General features: G+C 59.7%; 18 protein-coding genes, 1 tRNA gene, 1 other RNA gene and 1 pseudogene. 10 read left to right on the plus strand and 11 right to left on the minus strand.

Going from position 1 to position 21,585, the window contains the following annotated elements:
• Nucleotides 1–188 precede the first annotated feature (188 nt).
• A complete protein-coding gene (locus NW822_RS07165) occupies nucleotides 189–1,025 on the plus strand; it encodes a universal stress protein (protein WP_414403994.1) in 837 nt (278 codons plus the stop codon).
• Between the two features lie 7 nt (nucleotides 1,026–1,032).
• On the opposite strand, the gene NW822_RS07170 is transcribed toward NW822_RS07165, so the two are convergent.
• From NW822_RS07170 to prmA, 4 genes are all read right to left on the minus strand, one after another.
• Nucleotides 1,033–2,517 (minus strand): hypothetical protein, encoded by a 1,485-nt coding sequence (locus NW822_RS07170; protein ID WP_414403995.1) that lies wholly within the window; start codon nucleotides 2,515–2,517, stop codon nucleotides 1,033–1,035.
• Between the two features lie 7 nt (nucleotides 2,518–2,524).
• Nucleotides 2,525–3,784: a histidine--tRNA ligase gene (gene hisS, locus NW822_RS07175; protein ID WP_414403996.1), complete on the minus strand. Its 1,260-nt coding sequence runs from the start codon at nucleotides 3,782–3,784 to the stop codon at nucleotides 2,525–2,527.
• 84 nt (nucleotides 3,785–3,868) lie between these two features.
• The gene (locus NW822_RS07180; protein ID WP_414403997.1) at nucleotides 3,869–4,624 is read right to left on the minus strand and encodes a 16S rRNA (uracil(1498)-N(3))-methyltransferase; all 756 of its coding nucleotides are present in this window, start codon (nucleotides 4,622–4,624) and stop codon (nucleotides 3,869–3,871) included.
• Nucleotides 4,594–5,508, minus strand: a complete 915-nt coding sequence (gene prmA / locus NW822_RS07185) for a 50S ribosomal protein L11 methyltransferase (RefSeq protein ID WP_414403998.1) — start codon at nucleotides 5,506–5,508, stop codon at nucleotides 4,594–4,596. The genes NW822_RS07180 and prmA overlap by 31 nt, the downstream gene beginning before the upstream one ends.
• 250 nt (nucleotides 5,509–5,758) lie before the next feature.
• Here prmA and NW822_RS07190 point away from each other — a divergent pair, with 250 nt between their 5' ends.
• Entirely contained in the window at nucleotides 5,759–6,604 is an 846-nt protein-coding gene (locus NW822_RS07190; protein WP_414403999.1) for a hypothetical protein, read from the plus strand.
• 37 nt (nucleotides 6,605–6,641) lie between these two features.
• On the opposite strand, the gene NW822_RS07195 is transcribed toward NW822_RS07190, so the two are convergent.
• Entirely contained in the window at nucleotides 6,642–7,385 is a 744-nt protein-coding gene (locus NW822_RS07195; protein WP_414404092.1) for a phycocyanobilin:ferredoxin oxidoreductase, read from the minus strand.
• A tRNA-Ser gene (locus NW822_RS07200) sits at nucleotides 7,385–7,471 on the minus strand. Before NW822_RS07200 ends, NW822_RS07195 begins: the two co-directional genes overlap by 1 nt.
• A 501-nt stretch (nucleotides 7,472–7,972) precedes the next feature.
• On the opposite strand from NW822_RS07200, the gene panB reads away from it, so the two are divergent.
• Both panB and NW822_RS07210 read left to right on the plus strand, forming a co-directional pair.
• The gene (panB, locus tag NW822_RS07205) at nucleotides 7,973–8,758 is read left to right on the plus strand and encodes a 3-methyl-2-oxobutanoate hydroxymethyltransferase (protein WP_414359678.1); all 786 of its coding nucleotides are present in this window, start codon (nucleotides 7,973–7,975) and stop codon (nucleotides 8,756–8,758) included.
• 62 nt (nucleotides 8,759–8,820) lie between these two features.
• A complete protein-coding gene (locus NW822_RS07210; protein ID WP_414359680.1) occupies nucleotides 8,821–9,081 on the plus strand; it encodes a hypothetical protein in 261 nt (86 codons plus the stop codon).
• A gap of 91 nt (nucleotides 9,082–9,172) precedes the next feature.
• Here the strand turns inward: NW822_RS07210 and NW822_RS07215 are convergent, their stop codons facing one another.
• Entirely contained in the window at nucleotides 9,173–10,057 is an 885-nt protein-coding gene (locus NW822_RS07215) for an acyl-CoA desaturase (RefSeq protein WP_414404000.1), read from the minus strand.
• A 300-nt stretch (nucleotides 10,058–10,357) separates the two neighbouring features.
• Here NW822_RS07215 and NW822_RS07220 point away from each other — a divergent pair, with 300 nt between their 5' ends.
• The gene (locus NW822_RS07220) at nucleotides 10,358–11,032 is read left to right on the plus strand and encodes a TetR/AcrR family transcriptional regulator (protein WP_414404001.1); all 675 of its coding nucleotides are present in this window, start codon (nucleotides 10,358–10,360) and stop codon (nucleotides 11,030–11,032) included.
• Between the two features lie 30 nt (nucleotides 11,033–11,062).
• Here the strand turns inward: NW822_RS07220 and rnpB are convergent.
• Nucleotides 11,063–11,510: RNase P RNA component class A (gene rnpB, locus NW822_RS07225), an RNA gene on the minus strand.
• A gap of 202 nt (nucleotides 11,511–11,712) precedes the next feature.
• Nucleotides 11,713–12,615 (minus strand): lipoyl synthase, encoded by a 903-nt coding sequence (lipA, locus tag NW822_RS07230; RefSeq protein WP_414359687.1) that lies wholly within the window; start codon nucleotides 12,613–12,615, stop codon nucleotides 11,713–11,715.
• 423 nt (nucleotides 12,616–13,038) lie between these two features.
• Between lipA and tkt the strand changes: the two genes are divergently transcribed.
• The 3 genes from tkt (at nucleotide 13,039) to NW822_RS07245 (ending at nucleotide 17,046) form a co-directional block, all read left to right on the plus strand.
• Complete coding sequence (gene tkt / locus NW822_RS07235) at nucleotides 13,039–15,039, plus strand: transketolase (RefSeq protein WP_414404002.1); 2,001 nt, start codon at nucleotides 13,039–13,041, stop codon at nucleotides 15,037–15,039.
• Between the two features lie 275 nt (nucleotides 15,040–15,314).
• On the plus strand, nucleotides 15,315–15,740 hold the full coding sequence (locus tag NW822_RS07240; RefSeq protein WP_414359692.1) for a hypothetical protein: 426 nt from the start codon (nucleotides 15,315–15,317) through the stop codon (nucleotides 15,738–15,740).
• Nucleotides 15,741–16,014: 274 nt separating this feature from the next.
• A complete protein-coding gene (locus tag NW822_RS07245) occupies nucleotides 16,015–17,046 on the plus strand; it encodes a hypothetical protein (RefSeq protein WP_414404003.1) in 1,032 nt (343 codons plus the stop codon).
• A gap of 82 nt (nucleotides 17,047–17,128) precedes the next feature.
• On the opposite strand, the gene NW822_RS07250 is transcribed toward NW822_RS07245, so the two are convergent.
• Nucleotides 17,129–17,383 carry a hypothetical protein gene (locus NW822_RS07250; protein WP_414359695.1) on the minus strand — a complete coding sequence of 85 codons (255 nt, stop codon included), beginning with the start codon at nucleotides 17,381–17,383 and terminating at the stop codon, nucleotides 17,129–17,131.
• A 199-nt stretch (nucleotides 17,384–17,582) separates the two neighbouring features.
• Between NW822_RS07250 and NW822_RS07255 the strand changes: the two are divergent.
• Nucleotides 17,583–19,085: pseudogene (locus tag NW822_RS07255) on the plus strand (DNA gyrase/topoisomerase IV subunit A); the annotation flags it as partial.
• 687 nt (nucleotides 19,086–19,772) lie between these two features.
• On the opposite strand, the gene NW822_RS07260 reads toward NW822_RS07255, so the two are convergent.
• Nucleotides 19,773–20,294 (minus strand): hypothetical protein, encoded by a 522-nt coding sequence (locus NW822_RS07260; RefSeq protein ID WP_414404004.1) that lies wholly within the window; start codon nucleotides 20,292–20,294, stop codon nucleotides 19,773–19,775.
• Nucleotides 20,295–20,683: 389 nt separating this feature from the next.
• Here NW822_RS07260 and NW822_RS07265 point away from each other — a divergent pair, with 389 nt between their 5' ends.
• The gene (locus tag NW822_RS07265; RefSeq protein ID WP_414404005.1) at nucleotides 20,684–21,544 is read left to right on the plus strand and encodes an SDR family NAD(P)-dependent oxidoreductase; all 861 of its coding nucleotides are present in this window, start codon (nucleotides 20,684–20,686) and stop codon (nucleotides 21,542–21,544) included.
• Nucleotides 21,545–21,585 lie beyond the last annotated feature (41 nt).

Below are 21,585 nucleotides of genomic sequence, written 5' to 3' on the forward strand. Positions count from 1 at the left end.
CGGGGGCTCGGGGGGTTTCAGTTTTTAACAGGCCGCAACACCAATGCCGGCGGCGGCTTCACCGGCTATGTGTGGCTAAGTTACTAAAACTCAACAAAATGTTGCGGGGTATCTGCCGCGGCAACAGGGATCGGCAGAGGCAGATCTAGGATGAGACTTGGCAAACCTTGGCCTGGAGAACAGGTTCCATGCCTCGCTTTGAAAACATCGTTGCCGCCATCGACGGCAGCGGCCCCACCGAGCAAATGGTGCACACGCTGCTATCTTTGCCGGCCTTTGCCCAGTGCCACGTAACCCTGCTGCATGCGGTGCCTTCCCAGACCTCTGCTGAGGACATGCGCGCTGCCTGGCAAAAGGGGCAGGAGCTGTTGGCCCAGACGCTGCAGAGTTTTCCCCCGCGGCCTGGGCTAAAGATCAGTACCCAACTGGTGGAAGGGGATCCCAAGGTGGTGGTGTTGCAGGTGGCCGAGTCCCTGCCCAATCCCCTCATCGTAATGGGATCCCGCGGGCGCAACCGCATCATGGCCATTTTGCAGAACTCGGTCAGCCAATACGTCTTCCAGCTCGCCTCCTGCCCCATGCTGCTGGTTAAAGACGACGCCTACGTCAAATACCCCAGCCACGTCATGGTGGCCCTCAACAACTCCCCTGCCGCCCAGGCTGCCTTTGCCACAGCCCTGGATCTGGTTGCCGGTATCCCGGGAGCCCAGATTTTTCTGGCCTCGGTACAACTGGATGCCGACGCCCAAGGCCGGGACGAGGTTATAGACAAAGCCATTGCCACCCTCAAAAGCCGCCAAATTCCCCACCGGGTGTTTACAGCGGTCGGCGATCCCGGCGCCGAGATCGTCCGCTTGGCGGAAGAGAGCAAGGCCGACCTGTTGGTGATGGGATCCCCGGATCGCCGGCCCAGCATTGCCCGCAGCATCCCCGACTTGGATCGGCTGCTGGGGCGCTCCATCTCCGACTATGTGCGGGTGCACATCGGCTGCCCTGTGCTGATGGTGCGCTCGGCCCAAGACTGAGGGATCCCTAAGGCAGGATAGAACGGCGCTCCGTCACGCGGTCGCTTTGCTGCTGGCGATCCGGACTGACGGCCCAAGCCTCGAAGATGAGTTCAGGGACGCCGGGGGGAATGGTCATACGGGTGAGGGCTTGCCACCGTCCCTGGTCATCGCGAGAGAAGTCCAGCAACCAGCGGGGGCCATCCACCAGCGAGCGGGTGCGGCCGTGCTTGACCCAAAACTTAATCCACAAAGGAGGCTGAGAGGTCGAGCCACTGGCAGAATTGACCGAGGCCGGCAAACGCAGCACTACATCGAAATTGTCACCTGCCCGCAGTTGTTCGGGCACCAGCAGCTGTGGCGCTGGGCACACTCCTAGGGGCAAGGCTTCTGGGTTCTGCTCAGTAACCGGCAAAGGTAGCGCGGGCGGGACTGGCAGGACAGCCTCTTCGCTGGGCAGCTCAGGTGAGGGGGAGGGCGGAAGGGAGGAAGGAGGCACTGCCTCTGCTTCGGCTTGGGCCTCAGCTGGGGGTACGGTGTCGGCAGGCAGCTCTCCCGGCTGAGCCGGGCGGGGAGCTGGGGGGCTGCCCTGCCAGATGCGCAACAACTTCTGCAAAGTTCGCTCGGGAGAAAGCAGGGTTGTGGTCGAGGCAGGAGTGGCAACGTCCGTCAACCTGTCTTCCTCTTGGTGCTGCTGGGGGAGGGGGGTCTCCGAGGCAAGGGATTCTTGGCTGCGGCAGCGGATGGAAAAAGGAATCGTGAGCGGCTCTGAAGCCTGCCCAGAGGAGGGAGTGAGGCGCAGCTCTCCCCGCAGAGGACGCGCCCACGGCTGACTTGGCAGGGTAAGGGGAAGGCTAAACACTGCCGCTCGCGCTTGCCCTGGGAGTTGAATCTGCCGTCGCCCTTGGAAAAGGGGATCCTGGTTCCCTTCCTGCCAAAGCTGCACCTGGAGTTCGCCGCTACAGCCAATTCGCCCGGTTAACACCAGCACTTCCTGGGGGGATCCCTCCAGGTCGCTGTGCAGGAGGGAAAACAGCTCTGGGGGGACGGCAGCCTCTTGGGTCTGAGTGGAAGCTTCGGGCTCCGTTGGCTGGACCACCGAGGGTGCTGCTGGTTCCGACTGAGCTGGGGCGGGTACGACCTGGAAACGCAGACAATTGTTTAGCTCCGTCTCGCCAAACAGCTCAGCTATCAAATCGGCATCGCGGCAGTGCAGCTCCCAGAAACCAGGGGAGAGGTGGGTGGCCGGCAAGATGAGGCTGATCCCCTCCTCGTTGGTGCGCACCGAACGGGTTTGCAGGAGCGAGGTGGCTCTCTTTGAGGCTTTCGCCTCCGCTGGAGCTCCCTCATCTTCTGCTGTCAAAGGGCGGTAGTGAACTTCCACAGTAATGGTGAAGTAGGGTTGGGGACAACGGGCCAGGATGGTGTAAGTGTCCTCCTCCAGAATGGCTCCCTCGGCTGGTACTGGCTGCCATTCTTCTTGTCCATCGCGCCGTACCCAAAAACTCAGCATTGCGCAGTCACCTTTGGGAGAGTAGATACTTCACCAGCTCAGCTTGCAGGAGGGTTTGCTGCTGTCCTGTGGGCAAGTGCTTCAGCTGCACCTCCCCGGCCGCAGCTTCCGCCTCTCCCAGCACCACAGCCCAAGTGGCGCCGCTACGGCTAGCCCGTTTGAACTGTTTGCTAAAGGGGCTGCCGCTTAGATCCAGCTCGGTGCAAAAACCAGCTTGGCGCAGGGCCTGGGCAACGAGAAGGGATTGAGCTTCCGCTTTGGCTCCGCGGGAGATCACGTAGACGTCTAGGGGCCCTGCCACCCCCTCTGGCTGCTTTTTTTGCAGCAGCAACACCAGCCGCTCCAGGCCAATAGCCCAGCCCACCGCTGGGGTTGGCGGCCCGCCCAGCTCTTCCACCAGGCCGTCGTAGCGCCCGCCCCCGCAGACAGTGCTCTGGGCTCCTAGCTCGGGCGAGACAATTTCGAAGGCGGTGTGGGTGTAGTAGTCCAAGCCACGCACCAGGTAGGGATCCAGCTCATAGGGGATGTCTAGGGCCTTGAGATGGGCTTGCACTTGCTCGAAGAAGGCGCGTGAGTCAGCACTGAGGTAATCGGGCAGCTTGGGCGCTTTCTCGGCAAGGGCGCGGGTATGGGGATCCTTGCTGTCAAGGATGCGCAAGGGGTTGCGGCTGAGGCGCTCCTGGGAGTCGGGATCAAGCTGCTCTTTCAAGGGGGTGAAGTAGTCCACTAGGGCTTGGCGGTAGGCCCGCCGATCCTGCCCATCCCCGAGGGAGTTGAGCCGCAGGGTAAGGTTTTCCACCCCCACCGCCCGCAACAGCCCCCAAGCCAGAGCAATGACCTCGGCGTCAGCGCGGGGATCCCGGCTGCCTAGGAGCTCCACCCCCAACTGATGGAACTGGCGTTGCCGCCCCGCTTGGGGACGCTCGTAGCGAAACATGGGCCCGCAATACCACAGGCGCTGCACATCGCCTGCCATCTGCAGCCCGTGCTGGATATAGGCCCGCACCACACCAGCAGTGTTCTCAGGGCGCAGGCTTACCTCCTGCTCGCCGCGAGTGCTAAAGGAAAACATCTCCTTGCCCACCACGTCAGTGGCGCCGCCGAGGCTGCGGGCAAAAAGCTCCGTTAACTCCAAAATGGGGGTGCGGATCTCCTGGTAGTTGGCCCGCCCCAAGATCTCGCGGGCCCTGGCCTCCACCTGTTGCCACAGCCTCACCTCCTGCGGCAGAATGTCGCGGGTGCCCCGCACCGCCTGGATTTTCTCCATGTTGGCTCCTCTTGGGCCCCCAAGGGTTTATGTCAATGCCATCATATCGGCAACCGTGTTCCTGCTGCCGAGGGGTAGAGCGAGCTAGCCTCGGCTCAAACTAGCATAGAAGGCGGCAACTTGGCTGGCAGCGGCCACAGCTGCTGTGGTGGATCGCAGGATTGTCGGGCCCAAGGAGACAGGCACTCCGCCGTAGGCTTCCGCCTGGCGCTGCTCGCTCTCTGTCCAGCCCCCTTCTGGGCCAATAGCCAGTGCCACCACGGGATCCCGCAGTTGCGGTAGGACCTGCAGCAGCAGAGGGGCGTCCTGGCGGGCGACGGCTATACCCCACCAGTTGGCCCTTAGCTCGGCCAGCCAGCGGCTCCAGGAAGTAGGCGGGTCAACTTGGGGCCAGTGCAGCCGCTCACACTGTTCTGCTGCCTCCCGCACAATTTTTTGCCAGCGTTCCTGCCGCCCAGATCCCGGCTCTACCACGGTGCGCTCCGTCAGCAAAGGGGTAATGCGGGCTACCCCCAGCTCAGTAACCTGGCGAAACACCTCATCAAACCCCAGCCCCTTGACCACTGCCAAGCCCAGATGCAGGTAAACGGGCAATTCCCGCGGCAGCGCCTCCACCTCGGTTGCAATCTGGCATTTCTGGGGCTGCCAATGGGCTAGCCACAGCTTGCCGGAGCCATCCAAAACCAAAAAGGGATCCCCTGGCCGGAGGCGGTGCACCCGCTGCAGGTAGTGCCGCTGTGAGCTACTTAAATGGAGCCCGCCCGCGGGATCCCGTTGGGCCGGATCGATGGCTAGGCGGGGCAGAGAACTTAAATTGTGCGTGCGTTCAGACAGCACCATTCCCCCCGTCGCCAAAGGGATGCAACCAACCACTCGTGGGCCTCCAACATCTCCGTAACCAGCTTGGCCTGCTCCAGGAGAATGCCGCTGAGGATGAGCCAGCCCCCTCTTTTCACCACCAGGCCAAACTGCGGGATCATGTCTAGGATCACCTCCGTCAGAATGTTGCACACCAGCCCCTCCACCATCTCGGGAATGTGCTCCAGGCTACCTTTGGCCACCACAATGCGATCCGTCAGGCCGTTGAGATCCCGGTTCTGGAGCGTGGCCTGCACCGCCAGCGGGTCAACATCCACGGCATAAACCCGCTTGGCTCCTAAGAGAGCCGCTGCCACAGACAAAATGCCCGAACCACAGCCCACATCGGCCACTGTGACTCCCCCAGCACCCCCCCCAAGGCGCATCTCCAGGGCCTCCAGGCAAAGCTGGGTGGTCGGATGAGTACCTGTGCCAAAGGCCATGCCCGGATCCAGCCGCAGCAGGAGACGACCGGGGTGGGGAGGTGGATCCAGCCAAGACGGACAAATAAGCAACCTGTCCCCGACCCACTGGGGCTGCCAGTGCTGCTTCCAACTGCTGCTCCAGTCCTCCGCCTCTATGCGTTCCCAGCGCAGTTTGGGAAGGGGCTGACCAGCTACGAGGGCATCTTGCCGCAGGCGCAGGGCCAGAGCTGCCAAGTCCAAGAGGGTGGCGCGGGAGCAGGGCAAGTAGGCATGAATGCTGATTTGGCCTTCGTCATGAGCCTGGCTGGCCATGCCTTGACAGCCAAAGCTCTCCAGCCGCCAAAAGATCTGGTCCTCCTGAACAGGGGAGGCAACGATGTGGAGATCCCACCAGCTTCCGGCGGGATCCAGCAGCTGGGCATCAGTAGCGGTCCTGTTCACGGGAGTTCCTGCCTGGGGAAACGAAAACGGCTGCCCTACCCCTTGGCTTGGGCAAGCCAGTTCTTTTCTAGTCTAGGATCACCCGCTAACGGGCAGCCCCCCTGATGAGGGGTTTGATGCCCCCCTCGATCCCCTGGGATAGAACAGGAGAAGAATTGAACGCGCACTTCGTATCCTTGGCAAAGCTCTGCACGAGGGGAGGGAGCTAAGCTGTGTTCTTTGTCAAGTGGCCATGCAAGGGGTGAGAGGAATGGTAGCCGAGCAGTCACCAGAACAGGGCACCCCACCTTCTCTCGAGCCGGCCGGGGAGCGGAAGGTGGACCAAGGAGGGGGAGCTGGGGATCCCCATCTACTCAAGGTCAACCCTGGCAAGAGCTCCGTCCCCCTGACGCGAACAGCTCTGATGCGGCGCTTTAACCAGAGCTTTCCGCCTTTTTACAGCCAGTTTGTCAGCAGCGAGGTTCAGGTGCAAAACCTGCGTCTGGCCTATGCCCTCTACCAGACTCGCAAGGCAGTGGTGCAGATGCAGGACGAGCGCTGTAAGACACTGGTTTGTCTAGCTTACCGCAATCGCCCCTCTCTGCTCAGCGATCTGTTTGGGGTGCTCACGGCATTCAATCTCTCAGTGCACAGCATCCATCTCTACGGGCAGATCTACGCACCCCACTTGGTATTTATCCGGGTCACTGTCTCGCGGGATGGGCACAGCCTTTCTGCCCAAACCAAACTTAGCCTAGAACGGGCCATTCACGAGTGCTTGGCAGGAGTGTTTCCTGTTCATGAAACCTTGGCGCTGGAGTTTGATCTCAAGGCTGCTCTAAAGGACACTCAGGTTTCTTTTTATCTTGACCCCCTGTTTCACCTGCCCACGCTACTAGTGGAGGTGGACAACCAGCCAGGTGTATTTTACCGGGTAATGACCGCTCTGGCGCAGGAGGATTTGACCGTTGTTAACCTCAATTTGCTGCTCCGCCGCAAACGGGTGCGCTTTATCTTCTACCTGCTAGGCCCGGAGGCAGCCCCAACTTTGCCGGAGTTGCTGGGGCAGAAATTGGCGTTGAGCATCCAACGGCGGCTGCAAGGGGAACCCGTCTAGAAAGGACACCGTCCCCCTGAGGCGAATGGCCCTAGATCTACAGAGGACTGGGGGGCAAGTCAAAAAGGACGGTGCTCATGTAGCGCTCGGCCCAGGCGGGGCCAAAAGCTTTTTCCAAAACGCGGCGGGTGCGGTCGTTTTGCTGTTGTTGACTGCAGTAGCGCTGCTGCCCTTGGTAGTGCGCCATAATCTGGCTGGGATCCGTCTGCGGGGGGATCTGGTGCGCCAGCTGGCAGTGCAGCTCCAGGTAACGGCAGGCAAAGTGCAAAAAGCGCTCGGCCTCGACTTCGTGAGTGGGACGCACAAACAGGCAGTAGGGGGAGAAGATCGTCCCCCAGGAGGGAAGTTGCCGTCGCTGCTGAAAAGGAGCGCGATGGGATCCCAGGGCTTCCAGCTCCTGGATGTAGGGATCTGGCAAAGTGGGAGTAACCGGTGAGAGATCGACAATGGCAGCACTTACCTGGCCGCGGCCGGCCACAATGTCACAGCCAAACAGCGGCAGCGGGTACTGCGGTTGAGGAAACATGACACAGTGGAGAATGTCCAGGCTTTGGCCAGCCTGGGCCAGCTCCAGGTGCAACTTGCGGAAGGGCCCCCCCTGGTAGCAGCGGTTTTCAATCTGCAGTTTCTCGCCTTCTAGGCGGCCCTCCACGTAGCCCAGATCCTCGGGCAGGTCATAGGGGGTCAAGGCGAGGTGGGATCCCCAAGTGCTCAGAATCGCCTCCGCAAGGCGCCCAATGAGGGGATGCAGTTGGGCTTGCAACGTAGGAGGAGTAACCACGGAAGGGGTGGGATTCGAACCCACGGTGGCCTCACGGCCACAACGCTTTTCGAGAGCGCCACAATCAACCACTCTGTCACCCTTCCATCTATCCATCACAACAACATATTAGCGACAAACAGGCTATCCTGTGTGGGCCGAACAGAGAGTGCCGGCTCAAGAACCCCGCCCCGCCGAGGCAAAGGGTAGCCCTGTAGGTAGCAAGCCAGCTACAGTACGCCCAGCCCCCCATCACCCTCGCACCAGGAGGGTCTGCCTCTCCTCCAGCGGCATTGCTGCGGCTTAGGGGAAAGCCAGTCCCGAATACTTTCACTGGACGGTTTCTCTCCTGGCTAAACTAAGCATGAACTTCCTAATAGCGGGGAGGTTGAAGTTTTCTCTGCCCTGTCCCGCTTACCCATTAGAAACCTTGAGTTTGCAAGCAATAGGCAGGACTTGAGTCATATTGGAGTTATGCATTACCACAGCTGCATTCCCGCCGATCCTTGCCCTCCGCCCTGCTACCGCGACCGTCCTACGGACAGAGGGGGGCGCCTGCGGAGTGTAGCTAGTCCAGAAGGCGGCCCCTGCAATGAGATCATGGAGATATGGCTGCCCTTTCCATTCACCACTTTCGCCAGGCTAAGCAGATAGGTCAACCGCTGGTGGCCCTCACGGCTGCCGACTACGCCACAGCCCAGATTTTGGATCAGGCTGGGATTGACCTGATCCTGGTGGGCGACAGCCTGGCCATGACCAGCCTGGGCTACAGTAGCACCCTGCCCTTGACGCTGGAACAGATGATCCACCATGCCCAGGCGGTGCGCCGGGGGGTAGTGCGGGCCTTTCTGGTGGCTGACCTGCCCTTTTTGAGTTACCAAGTCCACAAAGAACAGGCTCTCCTCTCGGCAGGCCGGCTAATCAAGGAAGCGGGAGTCAATGGGGTGAAGCTGGAGGGGGGCTACCCCGCTATGGTGGAAACGGTTGCCTTTTTGGTGCAGCGAGGGATCCCCGTTCTGGGCCACATTGGCCTCACACCCCAGGCTAAACACCAGCTGGGGGGCTACCGCCAGCAGGGAAAAACACCGGAAGAGGCAGAGCGGCTGTGCCAGGAAGCTTTGAACCTAGAGCAAGCGGGAGCTTTTGCCCTAGTCCTGGAACATATGCCGGCGGACTTAGCCGCGCAGATTACCCGGCAACTCCAGATCCCAACTTTGGGAATTGGAGCCGGCCCTGCCTGCGACGGTCAGATCCTCGTCACTCATGACCTCCTGGGCTTAAGTGAGCGAATCCCGCCTTTTGCTAAGGCCTACGCCAATTTAAGACAGGTAATCCGAGAGGCCGTGGAAACTTTTGCTGAGGATGTCCGCCAGAAAGTGTTTCCTCCTCCCTAAGAGCTCCCTGGGAGCAAACTGTGTTATCCAAGTAAGGAAGCAGAACTAATGAGGTAACCGTTGTGGTTCCTGCTGGACTGAAGCGCTATGCCGTTCGGTATGCCTCCATGCCCCTGATGGTTTATCGGGAGCTGGCTGCCCACTTGGCTTGCATTCCCGGCGTAGAAACGCAGCTGGAATGGAGAAAAGATCCCACCTTTGACTACTCTGCTAGCCAAATTGAGGCACTGCACATCTACCAAGCACCAGAGGCTGATAGAGAGCAAATTCAGCGCATTCTTGACCACTATGGGCCATGGCAGTATAGCCCCCTAGAAGATTAGTGTCCTAGGTGGGCGAAACAGGGATCCTAGATAAGGATCCCTGGCCTACTTTTTAGCTGGAAAAGTTTTGGAGCAGAAGCGCCTCGGGAAGTTACTGACTCTGAGCTGGTAGGTGCAGCTTACGGGCCAAGCCTAGCTGCGCCAGCAGCCAAATGACCCAGTAGGTCATGTCAATTTCCCACCAACGCAAGCCTGCTTTTACGCACTTTGGATCAGCGTGATGGTTGTTGTGCCAGCCTTCGCCGTAGGTCAAAAGAGCAGCCCACCAAAGGTTACGGGCATTGTCGTTGCTCTCGAACGTTCGATAGCCCCAGAAGTGGCTGGCTGAATTGATCAACCAGGTGCAGTGCAGCAGCAGCACCGTCCGTACAAAGATGCCGTAGATAACAAACGGCCACCCCCCCACCAGATAGAGCCCAGCAGCTAGCGGCAGTTGCAGCAGTAGCCCATACTTGTCCAGCCAGCGGTAAAAGGGATCCCGAGCCAAGTCTGGCGCAAAGGCAAAATACTTCTCAGGGTTGAAGAACTCTTCTCGCTGGTAGATTAGCCAAAGCATGTGGCTCCACCAAAAGCCTTTGCTGGCTGAGTAGGGATCCTTTTCCTCGTCCTCAGTAAACGCGTGGTGCTGGCGATGGCCACCTACCCAAAAGATTGGCCCTCCTTGAAGAGCCAGGGTACCAAGTGTAGCAAAGACATACTCCAGCCACTTGGGCACCTGGAGACTGCGATGGCTGAGAAGGCGGTGATACCCCAAGCAAATCCCCAAGCTGCCAAAACACCAGTGGAAAAATAGGGCTACTCCCAAGGCAGACCAGGAGAAGAAAAGAATGCCACCCACCAAAGCAACGCTGTGGAGGACTATGAAAAAAAGAACGAACTCCCAAGCAAACCGAAAAGGCTTCCGGGACTCAGGTTGAATCAAGGGAACAGGGTCGTTAGGATTGCCCAAGGAATTGGGGGAAAGGGAGACAGTCATGAACTAGACAAACCTCAAGGTGGAGAAAAAAGTAGGGCAGAGTTCAATCGCTCCTTGCACGCTTGCTTCTCATGCAAAAGCCGCTTTTCTCCAGCGCTAAGAAATGCGCTGAATCCCTCTTTCCCTTACCGGTGCAAGCCTCAGCAAGGGAGACGGCTAGAAGCAAGAGAGCAAAAGAGTGGCCGATGGTATCTCGCCTGAGGTTAAGCTTAACGATATTTCACCCCAAGTGCAAGTGATACTTGCAGACTGCTTTTCATCTTCAGGATCTTCTCTTGGCTCCTTACCCCATCACCCACCATGGCACGTCCCTCTTCCCGGCAAAGGCTGCTGAAGGCAGCTCGAGAGCTGTTCGTCCGTCAGGGCATTGCCCAGACGACCACTCGGCAAATTGCAGACTTGGCCGGGGTTCATGAAGTAACCCTGTTTCGCCACTTTGGCAGCAAGCAGGGGCTGCTCCTAGCTGTATTCGCTGAGCTGGGAGTTTTCTCCGGTGTTGCCGACTTACCCCTTCCAGCGGATCCCACCACCTTCCAGAGCGCTGAGCTGCAGGCCATTCTCCTCCGCTATGTCCAAACCTGCTTCCAAGCTCTAGCCGATAACCCTGAACTGGTGCGCTCGTTGGTGGGAGAAGCAGGCTCCTACTCCGAGGAGCATCGCCGTGCCTTGAGAGCAGGCTTCCTGCAGGCACAAGAGCAGCTCTACAACTACCTGAAACAGATCCCCAGCCCAGACCTACAGGCAATCGACTCTGAGCGCCTTCATGCAGCTGCTGGGACTCTCCACTTGATGATTCTAGGGGCAGCTCTGCTGGCCGTTACTGCTGGCTTGCCCTGCAGCAACACCGACCAGCCCTCGTCTAACCCAGCGGACAAAGGTATGTCTTGCCCCAGCGTCCCCGCTCTCCTGCAAGCCTGTGTAGAGCTGTGGATGGCAGCCCTGACGGGCATGAAGCAGGCCTCCAGCCCGCCCTGAAAAAAATCTCCTCGGGGCTAAAAAAAGAGAAGAGATGAGGAGGTTGTAAGCCGGGTTCTGTAGTGGGGTGCTCCAAGGAGCAGTCCCCACTGGCGGTCATCTCTCTGGGAGTGATGTTACCATCACCCTCTAGCGGCTCACCACCACCGAGACCACCCTTCCCCAACTGCTTGGTTGAGTACCGTGACCTCGGTGCAGCTGACAGGGGCGAAGAACAGCCATAATCCTGCAGCTGCGGCCTTGCTTTCCACCGGGGTTTACCGAGCCAGCGCCTCACGACGCTGCTGGTGGGCTCTTACCCCACCTTTGCACCCTTACCTGTGCTGGGACCCAGCCATCGGCGGTATGTTTCTGTGGCACTATCCTCGCGGTTTCCCGCACTGGGCTTTCCCCAGCGGTGTGTTCTTCTGAAAGCCCGGACTTTCCTCATCCTGCTGTCTAGTGGCGACAGCGAGGACGCGACCGCCTGCCCCTCCTATCTCTTCACTTTTCAATCTTACCGCATCCCTCTAGCGTAGAAAATCCTCCTCTGTCTGGGCTGGGGCTTCTCCCTGGGGCCACTGGCTGGCTGCCGCGCAGCAGCTGACCAGCTTGCAAAACTGCCGCTGCTAAGTGCCTTCCCACCGTTGGCAAAGAGCCAGCCCCGCCAGGAGTCCGTCCCGTTGAGGCAAACGGTCGGCCTATCCTCCCAGGGGAGTTCTTGGGCGGGGAAAGCGCTGCATCAGCTCTTGGACAGCCTCGGCATGGTAGGAGCTGCGGGTAAGCGGGGAGGACACCACCTGCAAAAAGCCCAGCTCTTCTCCCACCCGTCGCCAGTGGTCAAACTCCTCCGGGGGCACGTAGCGCTCCACTGGCAGGTGCTTGGGACTGGGAGCCAGGTATTGGCCAAGAGTAAGGATGTCGCACCCTACCTGGCGCAGATCTTGCATGACCTGCAAAATCTCTGCGGCGGTTTCCCCCAGACCCAACATTACTCCTGACTTGGTGTAGAGGCCGGGATCCCACTGCCGCGCCAACTCCAGCAGCTTGAGGGAGCGCTCGTAGTTCCCTTGGGGGCGCACCCGCCGGTAGAGGCGGGGCACGGTTTCCGTGTTGTGGTTAAGCACTGTGGGGCGGGCAGCGAGAATCTGCTCCAAGGCCTGCCAGTTGCCGCACAGATCTGGGATCAAGACCTCGATGGTCGTCTGGGGCATGCGGCGGCGGATTTCGGTAATGCAGGCAACAAACTGGCTGGCTCCCCCATCGGGGAGATCGTCCCGGTTGACGGAGGTAATCACGGCATGGCGCAACCCCAGCCGTTGCACGGCTTCCGCCACCCGCAGCGGCTCAGTGGGATCCAAAGGCGGAGGCCGTTTGGTGAAGTCGATGTCGCAGTAGGGGCAGGCGCGCGTGCAGGCTGGACCCATGATTAAAAAGGTGGCAGTGCCGTTGGCAAAGCATTCTCCTAGGTTGGGACAAGAGGCCTCTTCACAGACGGTGTTCAGGCCTAAGTCCCGCAATAGGTGTTTGACGGATCCCACCCGCTGGGGGGCCTTGGCCCGCAGCCAGGGGGGTTTGCCACTAGGGGAAGCAACAGCGCCCAAAGAAAACCCTCCAACCAAGCGCCACTGGCAACTTGCGTATCTCTCAGCTTATTCTCTCATTTGGCTCGGTAGCGAGCCGACCTCGCTGCTCCCAGCGCCTTGCAAGAGCCAAAACCTCTGGAAACGACTTGGTCCTCCTCCTGTCCGCGTCAGGAGAACATACGAGGCGGGGCAGAAAAGCCCCCAAGCAACTTTAGGGGCCAACTTATACTAGACTAGGGTTGTTGCTACCGAACCAAAGACTTCTTCCTGCTGACGCGGCCGCGAAAGCGGCCCAGCTTGCCTAAAGGAAGTCTAGGGGCAGTTTGACAGCCCCTTTACGAGCCTGTTTTGGGTCTGTGCAAGAGTCCCCCGAACCTAGTCAGCAGGAGTGTCAAGGCATACTCATACTGAAAAGCGAATGTTGAGCGATAGGGATCCCACATGGTTGTTGCTGCTCCTCCCTCTCTAGAACAACTTGCCATCAACACCATTCGTTTTTTGGCGGTGGATGCTGTTCAGAAGGCCAACTCCGGCCACCCTGGCCTGCCGATGGGGGCAGCACCCATGGCCTATGTGCTTTGGCAGCATTTCCTCAAGTTCAACCCCCGCAACCCCAAGTGGGTGGATCGGGATCGCTTTGTCCTCTCGGCAGGCCATGGCTGCATGCTGCAGTATGCTCTGCTACACCTGACTGGCTTTGACCTTAGTCTTGAAGACCTCAAGCAGTTTCGCCAGTGGGGGTCCAAAACCCCTGGCCACCCGGAAAACTTTGAAACTCCTGGTGTGGAAGTAACCACTGGCCCCCTAGGGCAGGGAGTGGCCAATGCCGTGGGCCTGGCCATTGCTGAAGCCCACCTAGCCGCCCGCTTCAACAAGCCCGGCCACACAATTGTTGACCACTATACCTACGTAATCTTGGGTGACGGTTGCAACATGGAGGGGGTGGCCTCGGAAGCAGCCTCTCTGGCTGGCCACCTCAAGCTGGGCAAGCTCATCATGCTCTACGACAGCAACCACATCTCCATCGATGGCAAAACGGAAATTACCTTTACCGAAGATGTGGGCAAACGCTACGAGGCCTACGGGTGGCATGTGCAAAAAGTAGAGGATGGCAACCACGACCTGAAGGGGATTGCCGCCGCTATCCAGAAAGCTAAGGAAGTTACCGACAAGCCTTCCTTAATCATTGTCGAGACCACTATTGGCTACGGCTCCCCCAACAAAGCGGGCACCGAGAGCGTCCACGGGGCACCGCTGGGACCGGAAGAGGTGAAGCTCACTAAACAAAATCTGGGTTGGCCGCTGGAGCCGGAGTTCTACATCCCCGACGAAGTGTTGGCCCATTTCCGCCAAGCCATTGAAAAAGGGGCCAAGGCTGAGGCCGAGTGGAACGAGCGCTTTGCTGCCTACGAGAAGGCTTACCCGCAGGAGGCTGCTGAGTTTAAACGGATCATGGCGGGGGAACTGCCTGTGGGTTGGAAAGAAGCTCTCGCCCCAATTGCTGAAACCGGCAGGGAATCCACCCGCAATCTCTCCAAGCTTTGCCTCAACGCTCTAGCCAAGGTGGTGCCTGAGCTACTGGGCGGATCCGCCGATCTAGCCCACTCCAACATGACTTACTTGAAGGGGATCCCAGAGTTTCAAGCCGGCTCCTACCATGGGCGCAACTTCCGCTTTGGAGTCCGGGAACACGCCATGGGGGCCATTGCCAACGGCATGGCTCTGCACGGCGGCCTCATCCCCTACGACGCCACCTTCCTAGTTTTCAGCGACTACATGCGGCCGGCCATCCGGCTGTCGGCCCTCTCGCGGGCACGGGTGTTGCACATCATGACCCACGACTCAGTGGCTCTGGGAGAAGACGGTCCCACCCACCAGCCCATTGAGACGTTGGCCTCCCTGCGAGCTATTCCCAACCTCTACGTCATCCGCCCCGCTGATGCTCGCGAGACGGTGGGAGCTTACCAAGTAGCCCTCGAGTCTACATCCACCCCTTCGGTGCTGGTGTTTACCCGGCAGGCGGTCAACCCCGTGGAAGGCACCTCCATTGAGGGAGTGGCCAAGGGAGCCTATGTGGTGGTGGATGCCCCCAACCCGGAGCTTATCTTGATTGCCACCGGCTCGGAGCTGGAGCTGGCAGTCAAGGCTGCAGCCCAACTGCGCCAGGAAGGTCGGGCGGTACGGGTGGTCTCCATGCCCTGCATGGAGCTGTTTGAGGCCCAGCCCCAGAGCTACCGCGACTCTGTCTTGCCTCCCAACGTTACCAAGCGCATCTCCGTCGAGGCCGGCTCTACCTTTGGCTGGCACAAGTACCTGGGCTTTGAAGGGGTAGCTATTGGCATTGACCGCTTTGGCGCCTCCGCCCCCGGCCCTGTGTGCATGGAGAAGTTTGGCTTCACGGTGGAGAATGTGCTCAATACTGCCCGCCGGCTCCTAAGCTAAGGTTTTGGCTTCTCCGGCCTGAGCCCAGCAGGGATCCCTTCTCTGCTGGGTTTTTTGCTGCCTGGTGGAAAGGCTGACAACTTGAGCAGCAGGACCAGCAAAACAGTGCAGACTCACCCGCAACCCCCTTGTTGAGGCGTACCCTTGAAAAAACAGCGGCCATCTGGTCTGGCCGGCCCTTTTTGGGAACAATACAAGCAGGCGAGGAAGGGCATCCCCCATTCCGAGACAGAAGCATGAGACCCACAAAACAAAGCAAGAGAATTGGCTGGATCATGGCCGCTCTGTCAGTCTGGGTAGGTGGACACCGGGCCGTCGCTCAGCCTGCCTTTCAAACAGTGCCGCTACCGCGCCTGCCAGTGGGGGTGGACCAATCGGTCTTTGACCAGCCGGTGGCCCGCTTCAACCCCAACCTGCCTGCCGAGCTGGTGATCCACAATCGCACTGGTCTGCCTCTGGAATATGGCTTTACGGATCCGCGGCAGAAGGTGTCGGAACTTCCGCCGGGAGAAACGCTGCGCCTAGGCAATCTACCCATCCCCAATTGCATGGCCATCAACACGCCGATGTTGTCTCCCGTGGGCTACCGGGTGAGCGTGGATCCGTTGAATGTCATCACCGTAGAGGTGCGCCGGGTCAACGATGTCTCTGGCGACCATTGCCTAGATCTGCAAAAGACAGGCGCTATTTTCGTGAATTGATGACAGCTTGAACCGGCAAAATGTAGCCTTGGGGCTCTCGCGGCTGCTTTCTCACCTTGGCAAAGTGGCCGCCGCCTTCTACACGTTAGATGGTAGTTAACCTTACTCAAATCTGGCACTGGAATTGGGTCTATAGGAGAGCCAATCAGAGGTGCAGGCGTATCGACAGCAATTGACCCCTGTGACAAGATGCAAACAGGATGTCTAGATCGAGGGTCTCGCAGACTTTGCTCTGCCTCTGGGCGACTCACCTGTAATCCAGCTTAAGTGTCTCATGGGCGATAGCTTGTCTTCTTGGTTTCCCCGTGCCCTGGTGATTGGCGCTGCGGTTGTGGGGCTGTCGGGCCTTCCGGCAAAGGCTCAGCAAATTACGGATCCCAGCCCAGCTCAAGCGGCCACTAATGTGGAGCCCACCTCGCCCATCTCGGCTTCTTTTCGCAGCCAAGATGGGGTCAGCGTGCGCCCAGAAACAGTGCGGGTTTTTCTAGACGGCAAAGATGTAACTGCCGAGTCGGTGATTACCCGGGATTTCTTCACCTACCGTCCCTTGCAACCGCTGCCGCCGGGACGTCGGGAAGTCCTGCTGGAGTTCACCAATACGCAAGGGGTGACCCGCCGCGTTACCTGGAGCTTCACCGTGGGTAGCCCCGTCCGCGCCTCTATTGACCTGGTGGATCACAACGCCGGTAATCGCCCCTTGGCGGCGGGCGAGATCCTGTTGGTAACCGTTAAGGGCACTCCCTCCAGCCGAGTAACCGTTTACCTGGTTCAGGACGGACGGCAGGTGCAAACTCTACAAGCCCAGGAAGTTGCCAGTGGCACCTATGTGGTCAACGCCTTGATCGAGCCAAAAGATGCCACCCGCGAAGGGATCGTCATCGCTCGCCTGGAAAACGGCGGCCAGGTGCGCTTTATGACCGCGGAACAGCCAGTTCGGCTGGTTGAAGGAGCTACCGCTGGCATCCAGCGACTCACCCCCCAAGAGGTTCCCTCCAGCCTGCTGCCCCAGATTACCAACCTGCGGGATGGGGATCGGGTTGCCGGTTCTTCGTTTACGCTGCAGGGTACCACGGCTCCCAATGCTTCGGTGCGGGTAACAGTAACGGCTTCGACTTCGCTGGGGGGCATCCTCACCGCTCAGCAGACTGTGATGAACCAAACTGTCCAGGCAGATGGGCAGGGCCGTTTTACCATCACCGTTCGGCCCCCCATTCCCGCTGCTGGCACGGTGTATCAGGTAAACCTCACGGCTACTTCTGGCAACCAAACCAGCCCAACGGTAACCCTGCGCCTTACCCAGCAGTAGGGAACCAGCCCCCCTCGCTCCCCCAGCTTCTGCCTAAGCTTTCAGCGTGGCCTCAACTGGAGCTCCTAGGGCCGAGGGAGGGCTAGTCTGAGTTTTCAAGCTCTGCAGTTGGCGGCGGCTCCTGAACGTCTTGGGTAGGGGTTAGGGAGAGGGAAGACTGCTGTTGCCAGTGCCACAGGAGGGCAGCCATAACCAAAGCAGGAGAGGCAATCATAGCCACAATCACCGGCATCGTCTTCGGCAAGGCCAGGTAGGGGCCACCGTATTTGATTGCAACACTAATAGCAGCAGCAGCCCCCATCAATTGCAGGGCAAACGCCAGGGTTTTGGGCTGCATAGCTCTGCTGCTCCAGTTAGAGCTTGCCATCCAGAGGCCAATTCTTAAGGATCCAGATTAGCACCCAAGGCAAACTTTGCCCTTGCAGGGCGGGTTTAGAAAGTGGCTCTGGGGGGCATAGGTGAACGGAACAGCGCTAGAGTTGGCTACATAGGCAAAGCTGACTAGCGCTATAGAAAGGGTTTCACTCCGCTGTGCCATGACTCAGCAACTCCCTTTTGAAGGAGGGGGATCCCGTCGAGGGCGGGTGATTGCAACGGATTTGCGGGAGGAGATGCAGCGCTCCTACCTGGAATACGCCATGAGCGTAATCGTGGGGCGGGCCTTGCCGGATGTACGGGATGGCCTCAAGCCAGTCCAGCGCCGCATCCTCTACGCCATGCACGAGCTGGGCCTGACGCCGGATCGCCCCTACCGCAAATGTGCGCGGGTGGTGGGGGACGTGCTGGGGAAGTACCATCCCCACGGGGATCAGGCAGTTTATGATGCGCTGGTGCGCATGGCGCAAGATTTTTCCAGCCGCTATCCTCTGGTGGCGGGACACGGCAACTTCGGCTCGCTAGACGACCCGCCAGCGGCCATGCGCTACACCGAGTGCCGGCTGTCGGCACTGAGCCACAGAGTACTTCTAGAGCAGGTGTCGGAGGAGGTTGTCGATTTTATTGCCAATTTCGACGGATCCCACCTCGAGCCAACTGTTCTGCCAGCTCGCCTGCCTGTCTTGCTCCTCAACGGCGCTTCTGGGATTGCTGTGGGCATGGCTACCAGCATCCCGCCCCATAACCTAGGAGAAGTGGTGGACGGCCTGCTGGCTTTAATTGACCATCCCAATCTCAGCCCAGAGGAGCTGTTGCGCTGGATCCCGGGGCCGGACTTTCCCACTGGTGGCCAGATTGTTGATAGCCAGGGGATCCGAGAAGCCTATCTCACTGGCCGCGGCTCCATTACGCTGCGGGGGGTGGCCCGTTTTGAGGAGATCCAGCAGGGCAAAGGACGCCACCGGCGGCCTGCTCTAGTGGTCACCGAGTTCCCTTACCAGGTGAACAAAGCTGCCTGGATCGAGAAAGTGGCGGAGCTGGTTGCCCAAAACCGTCTCAGCGGCATTGCCGACCTGCGGGATGAATCGGATCGCAGCGGCCTTCGAGTGGTGGTGGAGCTCAAGCGAGAGGCCAATCCTCAGGCGGTTTTGCAGCAGTTGTACAAGCTGACCCCTCTGCAGAGCAACTTCGGGGTAATCCTGCTGGCCCTGGTGGATGGAAAACCGCAGCAGCTGAACCTAAAGCAGCTCTTGCAGCATTTTTTGCACTTCCGCGAAGCTACTCTCAGCCGGATGTTTCGCACCGAACTGCAGCAGCTACAGCGCAAGGCGGAAGAGGTGGCGGGGATGGTGCTGGCCCTAGCTGATCTGGAAGGGGTGATCAACTTGCTGCAGCAAGCCCCCGATGGCCCCACAGCCAAAGCCCAACTGCAGGCCCGCTTGGGTTGCACCCCCCAGCAGGCGGAGACAATCTTAGCCATGCCCCTACGCCGCCTGACAGCCTTGGAGCGGGAACGGCTGCAGCAGGAGCAGGCGCAGTTGCAGGCCCGCATCGAAGAATTGCAGGAGCTACTGAGTGACCGCCGCAAGCTCCTGAAGTACTTGAAGAAAGAGCTGCGCCACTTGAAGAAAACCTTCGGGGATCCGCGGCGGACCCAGATTCTTTCTAAGACGGAGCTGGAGGCAGAACAGGCTTAGTCCGTGGGGGCGAAGCTAGCTGCAAGGCCCCTTGCCTAGCCGTTGCTCCCGTAGCAACCCAGCGCAGGGGAAAGGGGGCGAAGAGGTGCTGGTCACTGCGGCAAAGCTTTCACTCTGCCCCTCGAAGGGATCGCGGGGGGTACCCTTGTTGCCACCTTCCCCTTGGGCCTCGATCCCGAAGAGGCAAGCTTGGCAGGGCTCAGCCAACGGGGATCGACGAGCTGAGCTGGGCAGCCCTTCCGATCCCAAGCTGCAGGACGGTGACGTTGTCCTCGCCAGCAGGCGAGTGCTGCGCTTAGCGGCAGAGCCGATCCTACCCCTGGGTTGAAAGCTATGGGCACACCGGCCCTGCATAACCTCCTGGGGATGGCGCCGCTGCCCCCGCGGGGTCCTGATTTAGGGGCTGCTTCTGGGCCAGATCCCAGCCCTGGAGCAGGGCAAGGCAGGCACCGCAGCCTTTCCCCCTCCCGACAAAGTAGGCCTGGTCCCCAACCTGGCAGGGCACTCCTCTCTGCAAGTTGCTCTGCTTACCGAGCTCTCCTCCGCCGCAATCCCGCTGCCAGAGGGATCCCCTTGGACTTGCGCCTGTTTCGGCCGCAGGGCAAGATTGAATAGCTCCGCAGACAGCTTTGGGGGAAGGCAGCAGTCCGGACGCTAGGACAGCAAGCCATTCCCCAGCGAGGCAGAATCAGCCGGCTTAAGGCCGGGATCCGCTGGCGGCGCCTCGGGGTGGCGGACAGGCTTGGGAAGAGTGCCGCCTGACTTGAGGACCAAGCAGCGCACAGTTTGGTGCAGTTCCTCCAGCAAGATGTTGAGGGCAGAGCGGAAGTCGCGCTGGTCCTCCTGCATTTGTTCCAGAATGGCGCGAATGACTTCTTTGCAATCCTTGAGGATGTGTTGCTGCTGAGCGATGATCTGCACCAGCTCAGCGTGTTCTTTGAGGAGCTCCCGCAAGCAGGCGCGCAGCTCGTCCACCTGGCTTTGCCAAAAGGCCTGCCCCCCCCGCAGCTCCATGACGCTGATGCGCAAGTCAGCTGTTGAGTTACGCAGCGCTTCACTTTGGCGGCGCTCGGCCTCCAGTTGGCGCTGCTGCTCTTCCTGCTGTTGGCGCAACTCGGTGTTGGCCTGCAGGTTGGCTTCAGCTGCCCTAAGCAATCGCTCTAGGCGGGCCTCCACAAGAGCCCAGCGCTCCTGCTCTAGCCAGGACCGACTCCCAGGAACTCGCCGGCCAAAGTATCTCAAAGTCACTTTCCCCTGTCTTTTGGGCAAGGGCATCCTCCAACCTGGGGCTTGCTAACTTTTCCAATCATACTGCTTTTTGGGCCCTCCCTCAGTTTCTCAACCGCTCTGAAAGACTTGGACAACACTGGACAAAAGCAAGCTTTTGCCTGTCTCGCTGCTTTCTTCCTGCTTTAGCGACCCCTCCCTAGCCGGCTGTCTAGCCCTGCCGGAGGAATCTCCGCAGGCGTAATCCTGAGGTCGAGCCTATTAGGTTCTCAATTGCAACCTCGCCAGGGATCCCGGAAGTCCCTCTAGGATGAAGAAAGTTTGCAGAGAGGAGAGCCATGCCTTCACTGGCCAATCAGGTGGTGTTGATTACTGGTGCTTCTGCCGGAATTGGGAAGGCCGTCGCCCTGGAAGCGGCCAAACGCGGCGCTCACCTGGTGCTGGCAGCCCGCCGCGAGCAGCTGCTGCAGGAGGTCAAAGACCTGGCCCAGAAGCAGGGAGTAGAGGTGCTGGCAGTGCCCACCGACATGGCCGACACGGCCCAGGTAGAGGCGCTGGCCCAAAAGGCTCTAGAGCACTTTGGGCGGGTGGACATCCTAGTCAACAATGCCGGCTACGGTCAGATGGGACCGGTGGAAGAGGTGGATGTGGTGGCAATGCGGCGCCAGTTCGAGGTCAACGTGTTTGGCCCGCATGCCCTCACCCGCGCCCTCTTGCCCCAGATGCGGGAACGGGGCAGCGGCCGCATCCTCAACCTTAGCTCCGTAGCTGGCCAGCTCTCGATGCCTTTTAGCGGTGTCTACAACGCCACCAAGTTTGCGGTGGAAGCCCTTAGCGATGCCTTGCGGGTGGAAGTGGCCCCCTTCGGTATTAAGGTTATTGTGATCGAGCCAGGGCCGGTGGCCACTGAGTTTGGCCGCGTGGCCGAAGCAACCTTTGCTGCCGTTGTCAATCCCAACGGCCCCTACAAGGCCATCTTGGACAAGGCGGCCGAGCTGGCTAGCTCATTTAACAAAATGGCCTGGCCGGTGGAAAAAGTGGTAGAGCCAATCCTGCGGGCCATGACCGACCCTCATCCTTCCGACCGCTACACTGCTTTTCCAGGCGGTAAGTTGGCTCTGGGGCTGATGCGGCTAATGCCCGCCGCTCTGGCTGACGCCATGTGGCGGCGTGTCTATGGTCTCCCTAGGTCAGCCTAGGCACTTGCTGGCGGGAAGGAGCGGATCCCTGAACTTCTCCT

The sequence above is a fragment of the Synechococcus sp. H70.2 genome (genome assembly GCF_047462275.1).
Lineage (GTDB): Bacteria > Cyanobacteriota > Cyanobacteriia > Thermostichales > Thermostichaceae > Thermostichus.

Excerpts from the sequence above, each read along its gene's own strand:
- NW822_RS07165 (WP_414403994.1), top strand. The coding sequence starts at position 189 with ATGCCTCGCTTTGAAAACATCGTTGCCGCCATCGACGGCAGCGGCCCC.
- NW822_RS07170 (WP_414403995.1), bottom strand. The coding sequence starts at position 2,517 with ATGCTGAGTTTTTGGGTACGGCGCGATGGACAAGAAGAATGGCAGCCA.
- hisS (WP_414403996.1), bottom strand. The coding sequence starts at position 3,784 with ATGGAGAAAATCCAGGCGGTGCGGGGCACCCGCGACATTCTGCCGCAG.
- NW822_RS07180 (WP_414403997.1), bottom strand. The coding sequence starts at position 4,624 with ATGGTGCTGTCTGAACGCACGCACAATTTAAGTTCTCTGCCCCGCCTA.
- NW822_RS07190 (WP_414403999.1), top strand. The coding sequence starts at position 5,759 with ATGGTAGCCGAGCAGTCACCAGAACAGGGCACCCCACCTTCTCTCGAG.
- panB (WP_414359678.1), top strand. The coding sequence starts at position 7,973 with ATGGCTGCCCTTTCCATTCACCACTTTCGCCAGGCTAAGCAGATAGGT.
- NW822_RS07215 (WP_414404000.1), bottom strand. The coding sequence starts at position 10,057 with ATGACTGTCTCCCTTTCCCCCAATTCCTTGGGCAATCCTAACGACCCT.
- NW822_RS07220 (WP_414404001.1), top strand. The coding sequence starts at position 10,358 with ATGGCACGTCCCTCTTCCCGGCAAAGGCTGCTGAAGGCAGCTCGAGAG.
- tkt (WP_414404002.1), top strand. The coding sequence starts at position 13,039 with ATGGTTGTTGCTGCTCCTCCCTCTCTAGAACAACTTGCCATCAACACC.
- NW822_RS07240 (WP_414359692.1), top strand. The coding sequence starts at position 15,315 with ATGGCCGCTCTGTCAGTCTGGGTAGGTGGACACCGGGCCGTCGCTCAG.
- NW822_RS07245 (WP_414404003.1), top strand. The coding sequence starts at position 16,015 with ATGGGCGATAGCTTGTCTTCTTGGTTTCCCCGTGCCCTGGTGATTGGC.
- NW822_RS07250 (WP_414359695.1), bottom strand. The coding sequence starts at position 17,383 with ATGCAGCCCAAAACCCTGGCGTTTGCCCTGCAATTGATGGGGGCTGCT.
- NW822_RS07265 (WP_414404005.1), top strand. The coding sequence starts at position 20,684 with ATGCCTTCACTGGCCAATCAGGTGGTGTTGATTACTGGTGCTTCTGCC.